General features: G+C 59.3%; 20 protein-coding genes. 10 read left to right on the forward strand and 10 right to left on the reverse strand.

Annotated elements, in window-relative coordinates:
• The 3 genes from HU759_RS20215 to HU759_RS20225 are packed head-to-tail and all read right to left on the reverse strand — an operon-like array spanning position 1 to position 3545.
• Complete coding sequence (locus HU759_RS20215) at positions 1 to 978, reverse strand: ABC transporter permease (RefSeq protein ID WP_099549914.1); 978 nt, start codon at positions 976 to 978, stop codon at positions 1 to 3.
• Positions 975 to 2528, reverse strand: coding sequence for a sugar ABC transporter ATP-binding protein (locus HU759_RS20220; RefSeq protein ID WP_017138768.1), 1554 nt, complete (start codon positions 2526 to 2528; stop codon positions 975 to 977). Before HU759_RS20220 ends, HU759_RS20215 begins: the two co-directional genes overlap by 4 nt.
• A 57-nt stretch (positions 2529 to 2585) precedes the next feature.
• Complete coding sequence (locus tag HU759_RS20225; RefSeq protein WP_017138767.1) at positions 2586 to 3545, reverse strand: sugar ABC transporter substrate-binding protein; 960 nt, start codon at positions 3543 to 3545, stop codon at positions 2586 to 2588.
• Positions 3546 to 4039: 494 nt separating this feature from the next.
• Between HU759_RS20225 and HU759_RS20230 the strand changes: the two genes are divergently transcribed.
• The 3 genes from HU759_RS20230 (at position 4040) to HU759_RS20240 (ending at position 6258) form a co-directional block, all read left to right on the forward strand.
• Positions 4040 to 5128, forward strand: coding sequence for an asparaginase (locus HU759_RS20230; RefSeq protein WP_017138766.1), 1089 nt, complete (start codon positions 4040 to 4042; stop codon positions 5126 to 5128).
• A gap of 187 nt (positions 5129 to 5315) precedes the next feature.
• On the forward strand, positions 5316 to 5564 hold the full coding sequence (locus HU759_RS20235; protein ID WP_017138765.1) for a DUF1654 domain-containing protein: 249 nt from the start codon (positions 5316 to 5318) through the stop codon (positions 5562 to 5564).
• Between the two features lie 4 nt (positions 5565 to 5568).
• The gene (locus HU759_RS20240; RefSeq protein WP_056861270.1) at positions 5569 to 6258 is read left to right on the forward strand and encodes an endonuclease I family protein; all 690 of its coding nucleotides are present in this window, start codon (positions 5569 to 5571) and stop codon (positions 6256 to 6258) included.
• Positions 6259 to 6289: 31 nt separating this feature from the next.
• Here the strand turns inward: HU759_RS20240 and HU759_RS20245 are convergent, their stop codons facing one another.
• Positions 6290 to 6670, reverse strand: a complete 381-nt coding sequence (locus tag HU759_RS20245; RefSeq protein WP_026013817.1) for a hypothetical protein — start codon at positions 6668 to 6670, stop codon at positions 6290 to 6292.
• 247 nt (positions 6671 to 6917) lie between these two features.
• On the opposite strand from HU759_RS20245, the gene csrA reads away from it, so the two are divergent.
• The 3 genes from csrA to HU759_RS20260 all read left to right on the forward strand — a co-directional run bounded on the left by csrA (position 6918) and on the right by HU759_RS20260 (position 7976).
• Positions 6918 to 7112 carry a carbon storage regulator CsrA gene (gene csrA, locus HU759_RS20250; protein WP_003192511.1) on the forward strand — a complete coding sequence of 65 codons (195 nt, stop codon included), beginning with the start codon at positions 6918 to 6920 and terminating at the stop codon, positions 7110 to 7112.
• A 209-nt stretch (positions 7113 to 7321) separates the two neighbouring features.
• Positions 7322 to 7585 (forward strand): hypothetical protein, encoded by a 264-nt coding sequence (locus HU759_RS20255; RefSeq protein WP_017138763.1) that lies wholly within the window; start codon positions 7322 to 7324, stop codon positions 7583 to 7585.
• 94 nt (positions 7586 to 7679) lie between these two features.
• Positions 7680 to 7976: a hypothetical protein gene (locus HU759_RS20260; RefSeq protein WP_017138762.1), complete on the forward strand. Its 297-nt coding sequence runs from the start codon at positions 7680 to 7682 to the stop codon at positions 7974 to 7976.
• Between the two features lie 19 nt (positions 7977 to 7995).
• Here HU759_RS20260 and HU759_RS20265 read toward each other — a convergent pair whose 3' ends face one another.
• Positions 7996 to 8673, reverse strand: a complete 678-nt coding sequence (locus HU759_RS20265; protein ID WP_186617569.1) for an HAD-IA family hydrolase — start codon at positions 8671 to 8673, stop codon at positions 7996 to 7998.
• Positions 8674 to 8894: 221 nt separating this feature from the next.
• Between HU759_RS20265 and HU759_RS20270 the strand changes: the two genes are divergently transcribed.
• The 4 genes from HU759_RS20270 (at position 8895) to HU759_RS20285 (ending at position 12147) form a co-directional block, all read left to right on the forward strand.
• On the forward strand, positions 8895 to 9665 hold the full coding sequence (locus tag HU759_RS20270) for an alpha/beta hydrolase (protein WP_169988577.1): 771 nt from the start codon (positions 8895 to 8897) through the stop codon (positions 9663 to 9665).
• Between the two features lie 110 nt (positions 9666 to 9775).
• Positions 9776 to 10036, forward strand: a complete 261-nt coding sequence (locus tag HU759_RS20275) for a DUF2790 domain-containing protein (RefSeq protein ID WP_058419832.1) — start codon at positions 9776 to 9778, stop codon at positions 10034 to 10036.
• A 42-nt stretch (positions 10037 to 10078) separates the two neighbouring features.
• Positions 10079 to 10750, forward strand: a complete 672-nt coding sequence (locus HU759_RS20280; RefSeq protein WP_056861264.1) for a heavy metal response regulator transcription factor — start codon at positions 10079 to 10081, stop codon at positions 10748 to 10750.
• Positions 10747 to 12147, forward strand: coding sequence for a heavy metal sensor histidine kinase (locus HU759_RS20285; protein WP_170037997.1), 1401 nt, complete (start codon positions 10747 to 10749; stop codon positions 12145 to 12147). Before HU759_RS20280 ends, HU759_RS20285 begins: the two co-directional genes overlap by 4 nt.
• Before the next feature lie 15 nt (positions 12148 to 12162).
• Here HU759_RS20285 and pcp read toward each other — a convergent pair whose 3' ends face one another.
• The 5 genes from pcp to HU759_RS20310 all read right to left on the reverse strand — a co-directional run bounded on the left by pcp (position 12163) and on the right by HU759_RS20310 (position 16709).
• The gene (gene pcp, locus HU759_RS20290) at positions 12163 to 12804 is read right to left on the reverse strand and encodes a pyroglutamyl-peptidase I (protein WP_170037995.1); all 642 of its coding nucleotides are present in this window, start codon (positions 12802 to 12804) and stop codon (positions 12163 to 12165) included.
• A gap of 7 nt (positions 12805 to 12811) precedes the next feature.
• Complete coding sequence (locus HU759_RS20295; RefSeq protein WP_169988581.1) at positions 12812 to 13762, reverse strand: DUF979 domain-containing protein; 951 nt, start codon at positions 13760 to 13762, stop codon at positions 12812 to 12814.
• Entirely contained in the window at positions 13759 to 14475 is a 717-nt protein-coding gene (locus tag HU759_RS20300) for a DUF969 domain-containing protein (protein WP_169988583.1), read from the reverse strand. The genes HU759_RS20295 and HU759_RS20300 overlap by 4 nt, the downstream gene beginning before the upstream one ends.
• A 242-nt stretch (positions 14476 to 14717) precedes the next feature.
• Entirely contained in the window at positions 14718 to 15143 is a 426-nt protein-coding gene (locus HU759_RS20305) for a GNAT family N-acetyltransferase (protein ID WP_170037993.1), read from the reverse strand.
• Positions 15144 to 15587: 444 nt separating this feature from the next.
• Positions 15588 to 16709: an NADH:flavin oxidoreductase gene (locus HU759_RS20310; RefSeq protein ID WP_017138751.1), complete on the reverse strand. Its 1122-nt coding sequence runs from the start codon at positions 16707 to 16709 to the stop codon at positions 15588 to 15590.
• Between the last annotated feature and the right edge of the window lie 29 nt (positions 16710 to 16738).

Raw genomic sequence — 16738 nt, forward strand, 5'->3', positions numbered from 1 at the left:
TCAGCCCCGCCGACTGGCGCGCTGGCTGCGGTAGGTGTCGAGGACCACGGCAATCACGATTACGGCGCCGGTAATGATGCGTTTGGTTGGCTCTGTCGCACCGATCTGCGCAAGGCCGGCGGCCAGTACCGAAATAATCAACACGCCAAAAAAGGTGCTGATAACCGAACCACGCCCGCCCATCAGGCTGGTGCCGCCGATCACCACGGCGGCGATCACTTGCAGCTCCAGGCCGGAGCCGGCATTCGGGTCCGCCGCTTCCAGGCGGGAAATCTGGAACAATGCCGCCACCCCGGCCAGCAGGCCCATCAGGCTGAACACCAGGATCTTGTAAGGCTTGGGGTTGATGCCGGCCAGGCGCACGGCTTCTTCGTTGGTGCCGATGCCGATCAGGTAGCGACCGAATACAGTACGGGTCAACACCAACTGAGCGGCGATGATCACCAACAGGGCAATGATGAACGACGGCGAAATCCCGAAAGCCACCGGGTTCGACAGCCAGGCATAGGAGTCACCGATATAGGCGGTGCGCGAGCCGGTCATCTGGTAGGCCACGCCACGCGCCATTTCCAGCACGCCAAGGGACACGATAAACGACGGAATGCGCCATGCCACGGTAATCGAACCCGTAATGGTGCCCGCCAACGCAGCGCAGCCCATGCCCAGCAATGCGGCTGGCAACACGCTCCAGCCCCAGCCCAGAATCGCCACACTGACCGCCGAAGCGGCCAGTGCCAGCACCGAGCCCACCGACAGATCAATGCCGCCGATGATCAGGATGAACGTCATGCCCACCGCCAGCACCATCAGGTCCGGGATCTGGTTGGCCAGGGTGCTGAAGGTGTCATAGGACAGGAAGTGGTCGCTGAGCACCGAGAACAGCGCAATCATCGCGAGCAAGGCGCCGGCCAGCCCCAGGTAGGTGCCCAGGCCGTAGAAGTTGCCGCCGGTTTTGCCCGGGGAAGAAGTGATTTTCATGGTGTTTCCCTAAGCACTGCGTCGTTGAGCAGCGCGTCACGTTTTTGATAGCCGGCAAAGGCGGCGGCGAGCAATTCGTCCTGGGTCCAGCTGTCGCGCTCGAAGGTCTCGATCAAGCGCCCGGCAGACAGCACACCGATGCGATCGCAGATCAGCATCAGTTCGCGCAGGTCACTCGATACCACCACCAGCGCTTTGCCCTGGCGCGTCAATTCGCCGAGCAAGGCATAAATGTCGAACTTGGCGCCGACGTCGATACCGCGAGTCGGCTCATCGAACAGCATTACCGCGCAGTCGCGCTCCAGCCAACGGCCAATCACGACCTTCTGCTGGTTGCCGCCCGACAACTCGGACACCAACTGCGCCGGGCTGGAGCTGCGGATGCGCATGGCATCGATCTGGCGCTTGGCCAAGGCAGTTTCGTCGCGGCTGTTGACCACGCCGCCACCGGAGATTTCCGGCATGTTGCCCAAGGCAATGTTGGCGCTGATGGATTGGGTCAGCAGCAGGCCTTCGCCCTTGCGGTCTTCGGTGATCAGCGCGATGCCATGGCCCACTGCGTCCACCGGCGAGCGAATGCTCACCACCTGGGCTGGCGAACCCAGGGCCACGGTGCCGCTGTCGGCCAAGTCGGCACCGAAGATAAGACGCAGCAATTCAGTGCGGCCGGCGCCGATCAGGCCTGAAATGCCATAGATCTCACCGGCACGCACTTCAAAGGACACATCGCGAACCTTGTCCGAGCGGGTCAAGCCTTTGACCGTCAGCGCCGGGCCGCCAATGGTGCGTGGCCCCAGGTCGATCTGCTCACCCAGCTCGCGGCCGACCATCAAGGTCACCAACTGCTCACTGTTGTAATTGGCCATCGGCTCGACGCAGACCAGCTTGCCGTCACGCAGTACTGCAATGCGCTGGGCAACACGGGCGAGCTCTTCAAGCCGGTGTGAAATATAAATGATCGCCACGCCCCGAGCCTGCAGGCGGGTGATTTGTTCAAAGAGCATCTCGACTTCACGGGCCGTGAGCATGGCCGTCGGTTCGTCGAGGATCAGTACATGGCAGTCGCCGATCAGGTTGCGGGCGATCTCGACCATCTGCTGATGGCCAATGCCCAGCGTCCCCACCAGGGTGTCCGGGTCGATCGCATCCAGGCCGACCTGGGCCATGGCTTCGATCGCAGCTTTACGCAGTTGCTTGCGGTTGATCCAGCCACAGTTGCGGGGCAGGTTGTCCAGGAACAGGTTTTCGGCCACGGTCAGGGTCGGCAGCAGGTTGAGTTCCTGCATGACCATGCGCACGCCCAGCTCTTCAGCCTGGGTGCGGCTGCCGGGACGGTAATCCTGGCCATTGAACTGCATGTGCCCGGTGGTCGGCGTGACCAGCCCGCCGATGATTTTCGACAAGGTGCTTTTACCTGCGCCATTCTCACCGGTCAGCGCCAGCACTTCCCCGCGATTGAGCGTCAGGGTGATGTCGGACAGTACCGGTTGGGCATAGGTCTTGCCGATACCGCTGACCGAGAGGACAGCGTTCGGGGCGGAAGATGACATAGGAAAATCTCCAGGCGCCCGCTCAGGACGAGCGGGCGCTGTTGGGTGCTGCCAGGATTACTTCTTGAGGACGAGTTCGACCGGGGTTTCGATCACGCCGTCTTTGGCATCGACTTTTTCACCCTTGACCAGCTTGAGCGCGTTCTGGATACCGAACACCGCTTGCTGGGCCGCGGCCTGGTCGGCGGTCGCGAGTACGCGGCCGTCTTGCAACATAGGCTTGATGGCTTCGATATTGTCGTAGCCAACCACCAATACCTTGCCGGCCTTGCCTGCCGCACGTACGGCGGAGACAGCGCCCAGGGCCATGTTGTCGTTACCCGCCAACAGCGCCTTGAGGTCCGGGTATTCGCTCAGCATGGCGGACGCCACTTTCTGGCCCTGGTCGATTTCCCAGTTACCCGATTGGGTGGAAACAATCTTCATGCCTGCCGCGTCCATCGCATCCTTGTAGCCTGCGGTGCGCTGCTGGGCATTGGTGGTGGTCGGCACGCCTTCGATGATGCCGACTTTGTCACCTGCCTTGAGTTGCTTGGCCAGGTAGTCACCCACCAGCTTGGAGCCTTTGCGGTTGTCCGGACCTACGAACGGGATATCGAGGTTTTTGCTTTTGAGCACGTCCGGGTCAAGGCGGTTGTCGATGTTGACGACCTTGATGCCGGCATCGGAGGCTTTCTTCAACACGGTGACCAGTGCCTTGGAGTCAGCCGGCGCGATCACGATGGCGTTTACTTTGGCGAGGATCATCTGGTTGACGATATCGATCTGCGCGCTGGTGTCGGTTTCGTTCTTGATCCCGTTGGTGATCATGTCGAAATCGGCGGCGTGTTCTTTCTGATAAGCCTTGGCGCCGTCCTGCATGGTCACGAAAAATTCGTTGGCGAGGGACTTCATCACCAGGCCGACCTTGGGTTTGGCGGCGGCGTCATCGGCAAAAGCAGAGGAAAGGGGCAGAGCAGCGGATGCGGCAGCAAGCACAGCGACAGCAAGAAGACGTCCAGCAAATGGCAGCTTCATGGGTTCACTCCGATCTTATGATTATTGTGAGCAACGCTTGCACTGCGAAACATCTCGCAAACGTTTGCGTTGTTCAAACTATGAGAACCTTGTCGAGATTTGTCAACGGGTGAAAAGCGTCTTTCATCCAGGCGCTCGGTTACCTTCCCCTACACCCTGCGGGTCGCAGGATTGAACCTCAGCTTCTCCCGGTCGTTGTCTAAAACGACAGGCTATGGCGCCCAAGTCCCACACCCACCGTTGATATTCCATCATGGTTTTCGGACAACCGAACGCAATACCACCCTGCTGTTCGGAATGCCGGACGAGCACGCTGCCCACTCATCTTAAAATTCAATATAAGTTGTTTTAAATCAACACGTTAATTTATGACCGCGAACATCATGGGCTTGGTACAAATCCTGCTCTTTCCAAGCACCTCGCGGCATTCAGAACGGCCCGGGTGTTCTCGATGAACCTGCTACAGCACTCATCAAAAACCAGAGAGAAAAATAATGAAATCTGCACTGAAGACTTTTGTTCCGGGCGCCCTCGCCCTCCTGCTGCTGTTCCCCGTTGCCGCCCAGGCAAAGGAAGTTGAAACCAAGACCAAACTGTCCAACGTCGTGATCCTCGCCACCGGCGGCACCATTGCTGGCGCCGGCGCCAGTGCGGCCAACAGTGCCACGTACCAGGCGGCCAAAGTCGGCATCGAACAACTGATCGCCGGCGTTCCTGAGCTTAGTCAGATCGCCAACGTACGCGGCGAACAAGTGATGCAAATTGCGTCCGAAAGCATCAACAACGAAAACCTGCTGCAACTGGGCCGTCGTGTTGCCGAACTGGCCGACAGCAAGGACGTGGACGGTATCGTGATCACCCACGGCACCGACACCCTGGAAGAAACCGCTTACTTCCTCAATCTGGTGGAAAAAACCGACAAGCCAATCGTGGTGGTCGGCTCCATGCGCCCAGGCACCGCCATGTCGGCGGACGGCATGCTCAACCTGTACAACGCCGTGGCCGTTGCCGGCAGCAAAGACGCGCGCGGCAAGGGCGTACTGGTGACCATGAACGACGAGATCCAATCGGGTCGCGACGTCAGCAAAATGATCAACATCAAGACTGAAGCGTTCAAGAGCCCATGGGGCCCGCTGGGCATGGTGGTTGAAGGCAAATCCTACTGGTTCCGCTTGCCTGCCAAGCGTCACACCATGGATTCCGAATTCGACATCAAGACCATCAAGAGCCTGCCGGACGTTGAAATCGCCTACGGCTACGGCAACGTGAGCGACACGGCTGTCAAAGCCCTGGCCCAGGCCGGCGCCAAAGCCATCATCCATGCCGGTACCGGTAACGGTTCGGTGTCTTCCAAGGTGGTGCCTGCCCTGCAGGAACTGCGCAAGCAAGGTGTGCAGATCATTCGTTCTTCCCACGTGAATGCCGGTGGTTTCGTTCTGCGCAATGCCGAACAGCCTGACGACAAGTACGACTGGGTCGTCGCACATGACCTGAACCCACAAAAAGCCCGGATTCTGGCGATGGTTGCCCTGACCAAGACCCAGGACAGCAAAGAGCTGCAACGGATGTTCTGGGAATACTGATCCCCCGGTAACACGCGTAGAGGCGGGTTTGCCCGCCTCTACCTCTCCTCTTACACCTGGATACAACTCCCCGCGCTGCATAACCCCGCTCGAATCGCCGCCACATAAACCTTCTGAATTTTAAGCAGTTGCGAAAATCGTAACAGTTAAATACTGTATGCCCGTACAGCACACTAAGGAATACTCCGTGGCAACGTCCTCTTCTGCAGCGCCAACCCCTGACGCCTACGCACGCCTTGCCGTTCGCGTGCAAAAAATCATCAATTCGACCAACGCCCAGAAAGCCAAGGCGGCCTTGATCTTCCGCTTGCCGGATGAGCCTGAGGAGGAATGGGCGCGCTTGCTGGAGGAGATTGCGGAGAACGACAACGTCACCCTCGCCTACCGGGATGACGGTGGCGTGCAGATTTTCTGGGTTGTGCCGAAGGAAGATTGATTCAATGAGTGGCCGTTTTATTGCTGTTTTTTGCCTGTTTTTTGCCGTTACAGCCCACGCACAGGCGCCTCGAACCTTCAGCGAGGCCAAGAAAGTCGCCTGGAAGCTCTACGCCCCGCAATCCACGGAGTTCTACTGTGGCTGCAAATACACCGGCAACCGGGTCGATTTGAAAGCCTGCGGTTACGTACCGCGCAAAAATGCCAACCGTGCCGCACGCATCGAATGGGAACATATCGTCCCGGCCTGGCAGATCGGGCATCAGCGCCAGTGCTGGCAAGCCGGCGGGCGCAAAAACTGTACGCGTCACGATGATGTGTTCAAGCGCGCCGAGGCGGACCTGCACAACCTGGTGCCGAGCATCGGCGAGGTCAATGGCGACCGTAACAACTTCAGTTTTGGCTGGCTGCCGGCGCAACGCGGGCAGTACGGCTCATGCCTGACCCAGGTCGATTTCAAGGCCAAAAAAGTCATGCCCCGCCCGTCTATTCGCGGAATGATCGCCCGAACGTATTTTTACATGAGCAAACAATACGGCTTGCGCCTGTCAAAACAGGACCGCCAGCTGTATGAAGCCTGGAACAAGACCTATCCGGTGCAACCCTGGGAGCGCCAGCGCAACCAGACTGTGGCGTGTGTGATGGGGCGCGGTAACGAGTTCGTCGGCCCGGTAAACCTGAAGACCTGCGGTTGAGCGTGGGCGGAGTTGCCGCCCACCCTGCCGGTTATTGCGCGACCTTGTGCTCGATAACCTCTGATTCGGTATCGTTTTTCTTGGCCCGTGCGAGCTTTTCGGTCAGCAGCGCCTGCTTGGCTTCAGCCTCGGCCTTGCTCGCGAACGGGCCTAGATACACCTCGTCCTTGCCGTCTGTTTTGACGATATAGAAGTTGAAACCATGTTCGAGCAACCAGGCAGTCAGGTCGGTGATTGCTTGCAGCTTATGGTCCGGCGGGCCTACCCACACATCCCATTCCTGAGCGGCAATCGCCCCGGTTTGTGGCTGGCTCTCGGTCACGGCAGGCTTGGCCTTGGGGGCGTCAACCGGTTTACCTTCACCGCAACCGGCCAACGCCAACACCGCAATTGCCATCGCTACTTTACGCACTGCCCTGCTCCTTTAAGGATAAAGAGGCAACTTTATCATTCACTGTCTATTCTGGCCGTCATAAACGTTGGCTTAAACAATGCGAATGATGTATCGCAGACCTGTATGATGCCGCCATGGGAATTAATGTCGCCTCTATGCGTCCTAAAAGAGGCAGTCACAGGGAAGCGCTTAGCAGTAAGCTACACACATCCGACACCTGCCCTGTCTGAAACATGTGTCCTTAAAAGTAATCAAGGAGAAGTCCATGCTGATACTCACCCGCAAAGTTGGTGAAAGCATAAACATCGGTGATGACATCACGATCACCATCCTGGGCGTCAGCGGCCAGCAAGTACGAATCGGCATCAACGCACCCAAGGACGTTGCCGTGCATCGCGAGGAGATCTACCAGCGCATTCAGGCTGGCCTGACAGCTCCGGACAAAAACCAGACTCCTTGACTCCTCACTCAGTAGCCAGCCTTTTCGTTCATTGTGATGGCTGGCGAAAACCCTTCCGCCCACTCGCGCTTCCTGCATGATCGGCGTGCTTTATGCTTTCAGCTACGCTGCAAGATAAAACTGTCTTGGCGACTGGAACTTGTTGCGTAATTCGCGGCCGAATCCACTGACTATAACCCTACCATCAGTGTGCGTTCAGGAGCACGTCGATGAGACCGATTGCAAAACAACCGCTTGCCTCCAAGTCTTGGGGGATCGCCCTGCTGATAGGGCTGGCCTTCGTGGTGCTGGGATATGGCGTGAAGTTCGAGATCGAAACAGTCAGTGACCCCGGCAAGCGTTCGTCGATGGAACTTACACTCTTCTTGTGCGGCTACCTGTTCGTGTTCTGCCTGCAGCCTATCCAGAAAGCCATTTTGCGCAAATTATGCCAGCGCGCCGCGCAACGTGAGCACCCGAAAACCGCACGTTGATGGCGGCTAATCTGCTATTAGATCGCCGGTATTTACAGGTCGGCGGCAGGATCTATGCTTGGGCTTGCACGGTTTCTGAAAGGCATTGACGCAGATGGATACCCTCAGCAAATCTCAAATCGAAGCGGCCCTGGCGGCGCGTTTGCCCAGCTATGCGATCACCTGTACGTTACACGCTGACGGCACCCTTTCCGCCATCCTTAGTGGTCCGGAAACCGACCATTTCGCGATTACCGGCATCGTGCGCGCGCACTACCATGGCCCCGAGGCGATTGCCCGGCTTGCCAATGAAATCCTCAGGGAAATGGTGCTTTCGCGCCAAGGCATCAAGAGCAGCCGACTGCAGGCGCCACCCGACTCGCCTTCCTGCGCACAAAGCCGAGACCAATAACGGGCTCGGCTTTTTCGTTTCAGTCTTCCAGGCGCTGCAAGCGTAACGTGCCCTCTGCATCGCGCAGAACCTGCAGCGGCTGATAGTCGTTAATGCAGGCATGCGCCGTGACGATCGGCGTCAGGTGTGTATTGGTTACAACCAGCACATCCGCGCCAGCCGCCTCCCCGGCGCGAATCCCCACCGAAGCGTCTTCGAACACCAGGCAATCCTGCACCGGCACACCCAGACGCTGGGCGCCCAGCACGTAACAGGCGGGATCGGGCTTGCCGCTGGCAACGTCCTCGGCCGTCACCAGCACGGCCGGGGGCGTAATACCGGCCGCAGCCAGGCGTCGTAGCGCGAGCGCCTTGGGCGCAGACGTGACCAGTGCCCATTGATCGCCAGGCACGCTATTCAGAAACCCGACAGCACCGGGAATCGCCACCACGCCTTCGACGTCGTTGATTTCGGCCTCGGTAATCCACTGTGCTTCAACTTCGGGGTCCACGCCTGGCAGTGCCTGGCGAGTAATAGTGTCAATGGCGCGTGCGCCATGAATGGTGGCCAGGAACGCCGCCACCTCCAGACCGTGGCGTTCAGCCCAGATGCTCCACACGCGCTCGGCGGCGGCAATGGAGTTGAGCAGGGTGCCATCCATATCAAACAGGAAGGCGCGGTAACGTTGGGTGAATACGGCTGGACCTCGAATGGACACTGCGTGGCTTCCTCATAGGCGGTAACAAATAATCGGCCCGATGCAATCTACGGGTCACCTCCTCGCTTGTAAACGCCAGCGGTATCTGGCGGCCCCTGCGATTGAATGACAGGTTTGTAATGAGCCTGTAAGGCTTGTCAGCACCCTCGCTTCATACAGTGGCGTCGTCAGTCACCCACACCGGGTGGCACAACTTCCCACTGATGATGAAGGGCCGCACGATGAAACCTGCCAGCAAACTCTGCCTGATCGCCGCCAGCCTGTTGATGCTGGGCACCGGCACCGCCATGGCCGGCACTGTCGCGCCGGTCAAGGCCAACAATGTGGTGCTGGTGCACGGGTCCTGGGCTGACGGCTCGAGCTGGTCCGAGGTGATCACGCGCCTGCAGGCCGCCGGGCTGCATGTGACCGCCGTACAAAACCCACTGACTTCGGTGGCCGATGACGTCGCTGCCACCAACCGCGTGCTGGACCAACAGGACGGCCCTACCGTGCTGGTCGGTCACTCCTACGCCGGCACCGTGGTCAGCGACGCCGGGGCGAACCCCAAGGTCAGCTCACTGGTGTACGTGGCCGCCCGTGCACCGGACGCCAACGAAGACTTCGTCGCTCTGTCTGCCAAATACCCCAGCACGCCGGTGCGCGCCGGTGTCGTCGAGCACGACGGTTACCTGACGCTGAACCAGGACGCCTTCCTCAAGTACTTCGCCGCTGACGTGCCGCGCGCCAAAGCCCTGCAGCTGTACGCGGTACAGCAGCCTATCGCCAAGACCCTGTTCAACGGCCGCACGGTGAATGCCGCCTGGCACACCAAGCCGTCCTGGTACGCAGTGTCGAGCAATGACCAGACCATCAACCCGGACCTGGAGCGTTTTCTGGCCAAGCGCATGAACGCGACCACCATCGAACTGCCGTCGAGCCACTTGTCGCTGGTGTCCCACGCCAAGGCAATCACCGACCTGATCCTCGAAGCGTCCGGCCGCCAGCCTTAAACCACGCATTACAAACTTGTCATGATCCTGTTGGCTGGCTGTTTGGGGTGCCTGGTTACTGTGAACTCACTGCCAGCCCCGGCAGCCAACCCTTAAAGAGAGCTACTGCCATGAAACTGTTTATCCTGGGCTTTGCCGCTTTGCTTGCTACCGGCTCTGCGTTCGCTGCCGACACCGCCCCTGACGCTAACGTGATCCACGACAAAACCGGCTTCTTCGTGCACCTGGACGTGGCCAAAGTGCTGTCGAGCACCGACACCTACGGCCAATGCGGGATCGTCCCGGCACAACTCAAATACCTCGACTCCCAAGACCGTGAACACGTGCTGGACTACCAGGTGCAAGGCATCGGTTGCCCCAGTGACAATTGATCCGGCTACACTTGCGCAACGCAGCGAACCAGGGCACTTCCCATGAACATCCTCGTAGTCGAAGACGAACCCAAGGCCGGCAATTACCTGCTCAATGGCCTGCAGGAACTGGGTTACTCGGTGAGCCTTGCCCGCGACGGCGTAGACGGCTTGCACCAGGCACTGGAAACGCCCTTCGACGTCATCGTGCTGGATGTGATGATGCCGAAAATGGACGGCTGGGAAGTGCTGCGCCGCCTGCGCAAAGAGGCTGACACGCCGGTGCTGTTCCTCACTGCCCGCGATGACATCGCCGACCGCATCAAGGGCCTGGAACTGGGCGCCGACGACTACCTGATCAAGCCCTTCTCCTTCGCCGAACTGGTCGCGCGCTTGCGTACCCTGACGCGTCGCGGCCCGAGTCGCGAAGAAGAGCAACTGCACATCGCCGACCTGCAGATCGACGTGCTCAAGCGCCGCGTCACCCGCAACGGCACGCGCATAACGCTGACCAACAAGGAGTTCGCCCTGTTGCACCTGTTCGCCACCCACCAGGACCAGGTGTTATCACGCTCGATGATTGCTTCGCGGGTCTGGGACATGAACTTTGACAGCGACACCAATGTGGTCGACGTCGCCGTGCGGCGCCTGCGCCTGAAAATCGACGACCCATTCCAGCTCAAATTGATCCACAGCGTGCGGGGCATCGGCTACCGCTTCGACACCCAGCCATGAACCCTCGCCGCCATTATTCGCTGACCCTGCGCCTGGCGCTGATCTTCGCCCTGCTCGCCTTCGCCCTGCTCGCCACCTTGGGCGTTGCGTTGTACCGCGAGCTTGAGCGTGAACTGATCAAGCGTGACGACGCCGCACTGATTTATCGCGCCGACCAGTTGCGCAACCTGCTCAAGGACAGCAATACCCTGGACCTGATCAAGACCAAGCCGGAGCTGTTCCAGAACATGCTGGGCAACAGCGAGTCGGTGCTGAGCATCGCGGCGCCGGGTCAAAAGCCGTTGCTGCTGGTAAACCCGGGCAACATTGCAATGCCAGATGTGCCGCCCGTGCCCACCAACCGTGAACTGGGCTTTGCCGACGTGCACCATTTACCCGGTATCAATGGCGTGCCTTTCGCCACCGTGGCCGCGTCCATCGACTCGGGCGACCTGGGCAGCCTGCAAGTCACCACCGGGCGCCTGATGACCGAACGCACGGCGATGCTCGCCAGCTATCGCTTGAGCGTGTTTATCCTCGCCAGCATCGCCGCGGTCATTCTCGCCATCGTCAGCTACCTGCTGGTGCACCGCGGGCTGGTGCCACTGCGGCGCCTGGCCGTGCACACCCAAGGTATCGGCGTGGGCAACCTGGCCGAACGCCTCGACAGCCACGGCGCGCCCAAAGAGCTGCTGCCAATGATCGACGCCTTCAATACCATGCTTGAACGGTTGGCCAAGGGCTTTGTACAACTGAGCCAGGTATCCACCGACATGGCCCACGAGCTGCGCACGCCGATCAACAACTTGCTGGGGGAAACCCAGGTAGCCCTGCAACAGAGCCGTAACATTGAGAGCTACCAGCAACTGCTGGCGTCCAATGTCGAAGAACTCGAACGCCTGGCACGAATGCTCGACAACATGCTGTTCCTCGCCCGTACCGACCCGGCCAGCGCACTGCGCCAACGCCAGGAACTGAGTGCGGCGGATGAAGTGGAGCGTATAGCCGACTACTTCGAAGGGTTGGCGAGCGATGTGGATATTCACATTCAGGCCGAGGGCGAAGGCCTGATCTGGGCCGAACCGATGCTGTTGCGCCGCGCCTTGGCAAATTTGTGTGCAAACGCCATCAAGTACGGCGCACCCAGTTCGCAGTTGCTGATTCAGGCCATTCCAGACGCCGAGGGCATCAACTTGCGCGTCAGCAACCAGGGGCAGACCATTCCCGCCGAGCATTTGCCGCGCCTGTTCGAGCGTTTTTACCGGGTGGATGAGTCACGGGAACGCTCGGCCCAGTCCAATGGGCTGGGGCTGTCGATTGTGGCGACCATCATGCAGCTGCATAACGGCCGCTACCGGGTCACCAGTGAGGCCGGAGTGACCTGTTTTGAGTTGTTTTTCCCCAGGCGCGAAGCCTGAACACCGCGAGCCGGGTCAACTGACCTGGCCACCGGCCTGCACCACATCAACCTGTGTGTTCCATGCCACCTGCACCGCCAGGCGCAAGCCTTCTAAGGTTGTCACCAATGGCATCGATGCCAGCCCAGTCCCCACCACCTGCTCCGGCAAGTTCGGCACATGGATGAACCCACTGCGAACGTCCGTGCCGGCCAGCGCGTGCTGCAACAGATAAAACACCTGATTACACACAAACGTACCCGCCGTCTGCGAAACCGCCGCAGGCACCCCGGCCTCGCGCAACGCCTTGACCATGGCCTTGATCGGCAATGTGCTGAAGTACGCCACCGGCCCGTCGATCACCACGGGCGTATCGACAGGTTGCTCACCCAGGTTGTCCGGGATGCGCGCATCGTTAACGTTGATCGCCACCCGCTCCATGGAAATGCTGTCGCGCCCAGGCCCAAGCCCCGTGGCGATCACCATCGCCGGGCGCAATTGCGTGATCCACTCAGCCAGGCACTCCCCCACCAGGCTAAATGCACAGGGCAGTCGGCGCGCAACAATCTGCACATCCTCGTCCAATAGCATCCCATCCAACTGGCGTACAGCCTCCCAGGACGGGTTGACCGGGTCTTGATCAAAAGGCTCGAAGCCCATCAACAGTAACGTTTGCATCCTGGCCTCACATCAACAAGTAAAGCAGCACAATATTGACCACCAGCATCATCAATGCCGTGGGCAATTGCGCCTTGATGACCGCGTTCTTGTCCGGCAACTCCAGCAAGGCTGCCGGAACTATATTGAAGTTGGCCGCCATCGGCGTCATCAACGTGCCGCAATAGCCGGAGAACATGCCAATCGCCGCCATTACCGCCGGGTTGCCGCCGTAGATGCCCACCAGCACCGGCACGCCGACACCGCCGGTCATCACCGGGAACGCCGCAAAACCATTGCCCATGATCACGGTAAACAGCGCCATGCCCAATACATACACCATCACCGCCACCAGCTTGAAATCCAGGTTGATATAGGTGGTGGTGACATGGGCAACCGCGGTGCCGACCCCGGCTTCATTGAACAGCAAGCCGAGCATGGCGAGCATTTGCGGCAGCACCATGGCCCAGCCCAAGGCTTCGGTCAGGCGTCGGGATTCACGCAAGGCTTGCACCGGTGTGTCGCGGGTCAACCAACAGGCCAGGCCGAGGGCGATCAGGCAGCCGATGCCCAGGGAGACAAAAGTGGTGTTTTTCGGGTCCAGCAATGGCACGCCGCCGATTTCGGTGTGCTTGAGCAATACCGAGCCAATCACGGTGGTCAGCGGAATGGCCAACGCCGGGATAAACAGCTTGTGGCCAAGCCGACCGGCACTGGCGCGGGCAGACTTGTCATGCAACTGGGCATGCACACCGCGCCCCACGCCACCCAAACCTGCGATCAACGCCATCACCACCACGCCAACGCCGATAACCACCGGCGGCAAACGCTCCCCGACCAGGAACGGAATGGCAAACAGCAACCAGAATACCGCGCTGGACCAGCGCTTGGGATGGGTACGATCCAGCAGGATCATGCCTGCGGTAATCAACAGCAGAATGCCAGCAAGCCAGTACAGGTACTCAATCGAGATAATCATTGCGCAGCCTCCACCGGCGTGGCGACGGGCGTCATCTCGCGAGTAAGCCTTCGGTCGAACCGGTGCAGGCGAATCGCGTGGATGATAAACGCACAAATCGCCGTCGGAATGCCCCACACCGCAATGTGCAACGGCTCCACATCAATCCCCGAACCGAGCAGGAAGGTGTGCATCAGCGCAATCGCACCAAAGGCAACAAAGATGTCTTCACCGAAAAACAGCCCGACGTTATCGGTCGCCGCACACATGGCCAACACCTTGTGGCGCAGTTTGTCCGGCAGTTTGCCGTAGCGTTTTTCCGCTGCGCCTTCGGCCATCGGCGCCAACAACGGCCGCACCATCTGCGGATGCCCGCCCAGGCTGGTGAGGCCCATGGCTGCGGTGGACTCACGCACGAACAGGTAGATGATCAACAAGCGCCCGACGGTGGCGCGCTCGAAGCGAGCGATCCAGTTCTGCGCATGCAGGCGCAGGCCATGGCGCTCCAGCAGGCCAATAACGGCCAGGGGCAGCAACAGGATCAATTGCAGGGCGCGGGTCTGAAGGAAGCCTTCGCCCATGCTGGCGAGGATTTTTTCCAGCGGGAAGTGGGCGGCAAGCCCGGTGGCAATGGCTGCGGCGGTCACCACCAGCAACGGATTGAAGCGCAGGACAAAGCCAACCACGATGACAAGTACGCCGATCAACGGCCATAGGTTCACAACAGTTTGCATGACGATTAAGTCCTAGAATGCGCGCTGCGGCGCCATGACGGCAGGATGTGAACAAAGGGTTCACAGCATGAAAGTGGCGTGCAGCCCGACGTGGTTTTTTATTGTTGACCTGGGAGGTCGAGCGTCAGTGGCGGCAACTGTGCTGCTTGGGGGCGGGAGGTGTCCAACAAGAAAAATTGTTGCTGCAAACCAATAAATTTTGTCGGTGATGGGCGCCGGGTGGCCCGGCGCTTTGAGGGAGTTCAGCTCAAGCGCTTGTGGAAAAAATGGCGTTTATGGCCCGGCGGGAAATCAGCAATGTGGCCAAATTCAGTGAAGCCCTGTTTGCGATAAAACCCGGGCGCCTGGAAGCTGAAAGTGTCCAGCCAGATGCCCTCGCAACTGCGTTCACGGGCCAGGTCTTCAGCCGCACGCATCAATCGCGTCCCCGTGCCTTGGGTGCGCATCTGGTCGGGAATGCTCAACAGTTCAATGAACAACCACCCGAAGGAAATCTCCCCGTAAAGACCGCCCACTACTTCTTGAGAAGCGGGATCACGCAGCAAAATACCGACCGTTTCGGACGGCATCTGGCCGGTGTGGCTGCGGTTGAAAGCCCGCAGCGGCTTGAGAATGGCCTCGCGCTCCTGCGCCGTCACGTCGAACGATACTTCCATTGCCAATTCCATTACGGACTCCATGGGTTGAATTCAATCGCTCCTCAGTATGCCTTGGGCGCACCAAACCTGAGTGGATCTGCGCCAGTTTCATTAACCCAGCGGCGCTCAATCACCTTAAGTCGTCTCGACAGCATGGATCTCGTTCCAGGCCTATACTCAATACAGTGTTGCGCGGTCCTGCGCAGCGCTCAGCGCAGTATTGCCGATGGAGGCAGCCGCTATGTACGCCGGACAAACGAGTATGGCGACAACAAATGGTGAGATACGGTGCCAGATGTTTGCACAGATTATCTGCCTGTTATCGGTGGCTACGCTGTTCTGCTAGCAGTTCTCAGCGCAGTAACCCGCAAAGCGGTATGGGCAGGTATTGGCAAAATTCCAGCTAAAAAAAGAGCCCACCTTTCGGTGAGCCCTTCAACACTCAAGGTTTTGCACGTGTCAGAAGTGTGAGACTCAGGCCAGCTCGGCCAAATCTTTTACGTCAAAAGGCTTCAAGTCGGCCGAATTGCCCGTTCGAATTTTCCTCACCCACTGCGCGTCACTCAGCAGTGCTCGCCCAACAGCGATCAAGTCGAACTCCTCTTTCTCCAATCGCTGCACCAAATTGTCGATCGCTGCCGGTTGGGAGCTTTCGCCGCTGAAGGCGCCGAGGAAGTCGCCGGACAACCCCACAGAGCCGACACTGATAGTCGCAGCGCCTGTCAGCTTTTTGGCCCAGCCGGCAAAGTTCAGACCCTGCTCGCCGTCCAGTTCCGGGAACTCGGCTTCCCAGAAGCGCCGTTGAGAGCAATGCAAAACGTCCACGCCGGCCTCCACCAGTGGCACCAGCCAATCGGACATGCTTTCAGGCGTCGTAGCCAATCGGGCGCTGTAATCCTGCTGCTTCCACTGACTCAGACGCAGAATGACCGGGAAATCCGGCCCTACGGCTGCGCGTATGGCCTTGACCACTTCCGCCGCGAACCGTGAACGCTCCTTGATCGTTGCACCGTTGAAGTGGTCGGAGCGTTCATTCGTACCTGTCCAGAAAAACTGGTCCAGCAGGTATCCGTGGGCACCGTGTATTTCGACGGTATCAAACCCCAGCCGCTTGGCGTCAGCAGCGGCCTTGGCGAACGCCGCAATGGTGTCGGCAATCGCCTCATCATTCATGGCCTGCCCCAGTGGTTTTTGAGGACCGGCAAGCCCCGACGGGCTCTCAAACCCACCGGCGGGCGCCCAGTCTTCCTGGAAACTGGGCGCGGCCCCGACGTGCCAGATCTGCGGCCCCATTTTGCCACCGGCACGATGAACACCATCGATTACTGCTTTCCAGCCTGCGAGTGATTCATCGCCATGGAAAAACGGAATCCGCGACATATTACGAGCGCCCGGACGATCCACCACAGTCCCCTCAGACAGAATTAACCCGACCTGGTTTTCCGCACGCTTGCGGTAATAAGCGGCGATTTGTTCGTCAGGCACACCGCCCTTGGCGAAAGCGCGCGTCATAGGCGCCATTACAATTCGATTCTTCAGGGTCAAAGACTTGATCGTGAACGGCTGAAATAGAGAGTCGAGATTCGTAGAACTCATTGAGAGATGCTCCGAGCAAAAGGAAACTC

Origin of the sequence: Pseudomonas sp. OE 28.3 (assembly GCF_014268205.2) — a bacterium.
Classification (GTDB): Bacteria; Pseudomonadota; Gammaproteobacteria; order Pseudomonadales; family Pseudomonadaceae; genus Aquipseudomonas; species Aquipseudomonas edaphica.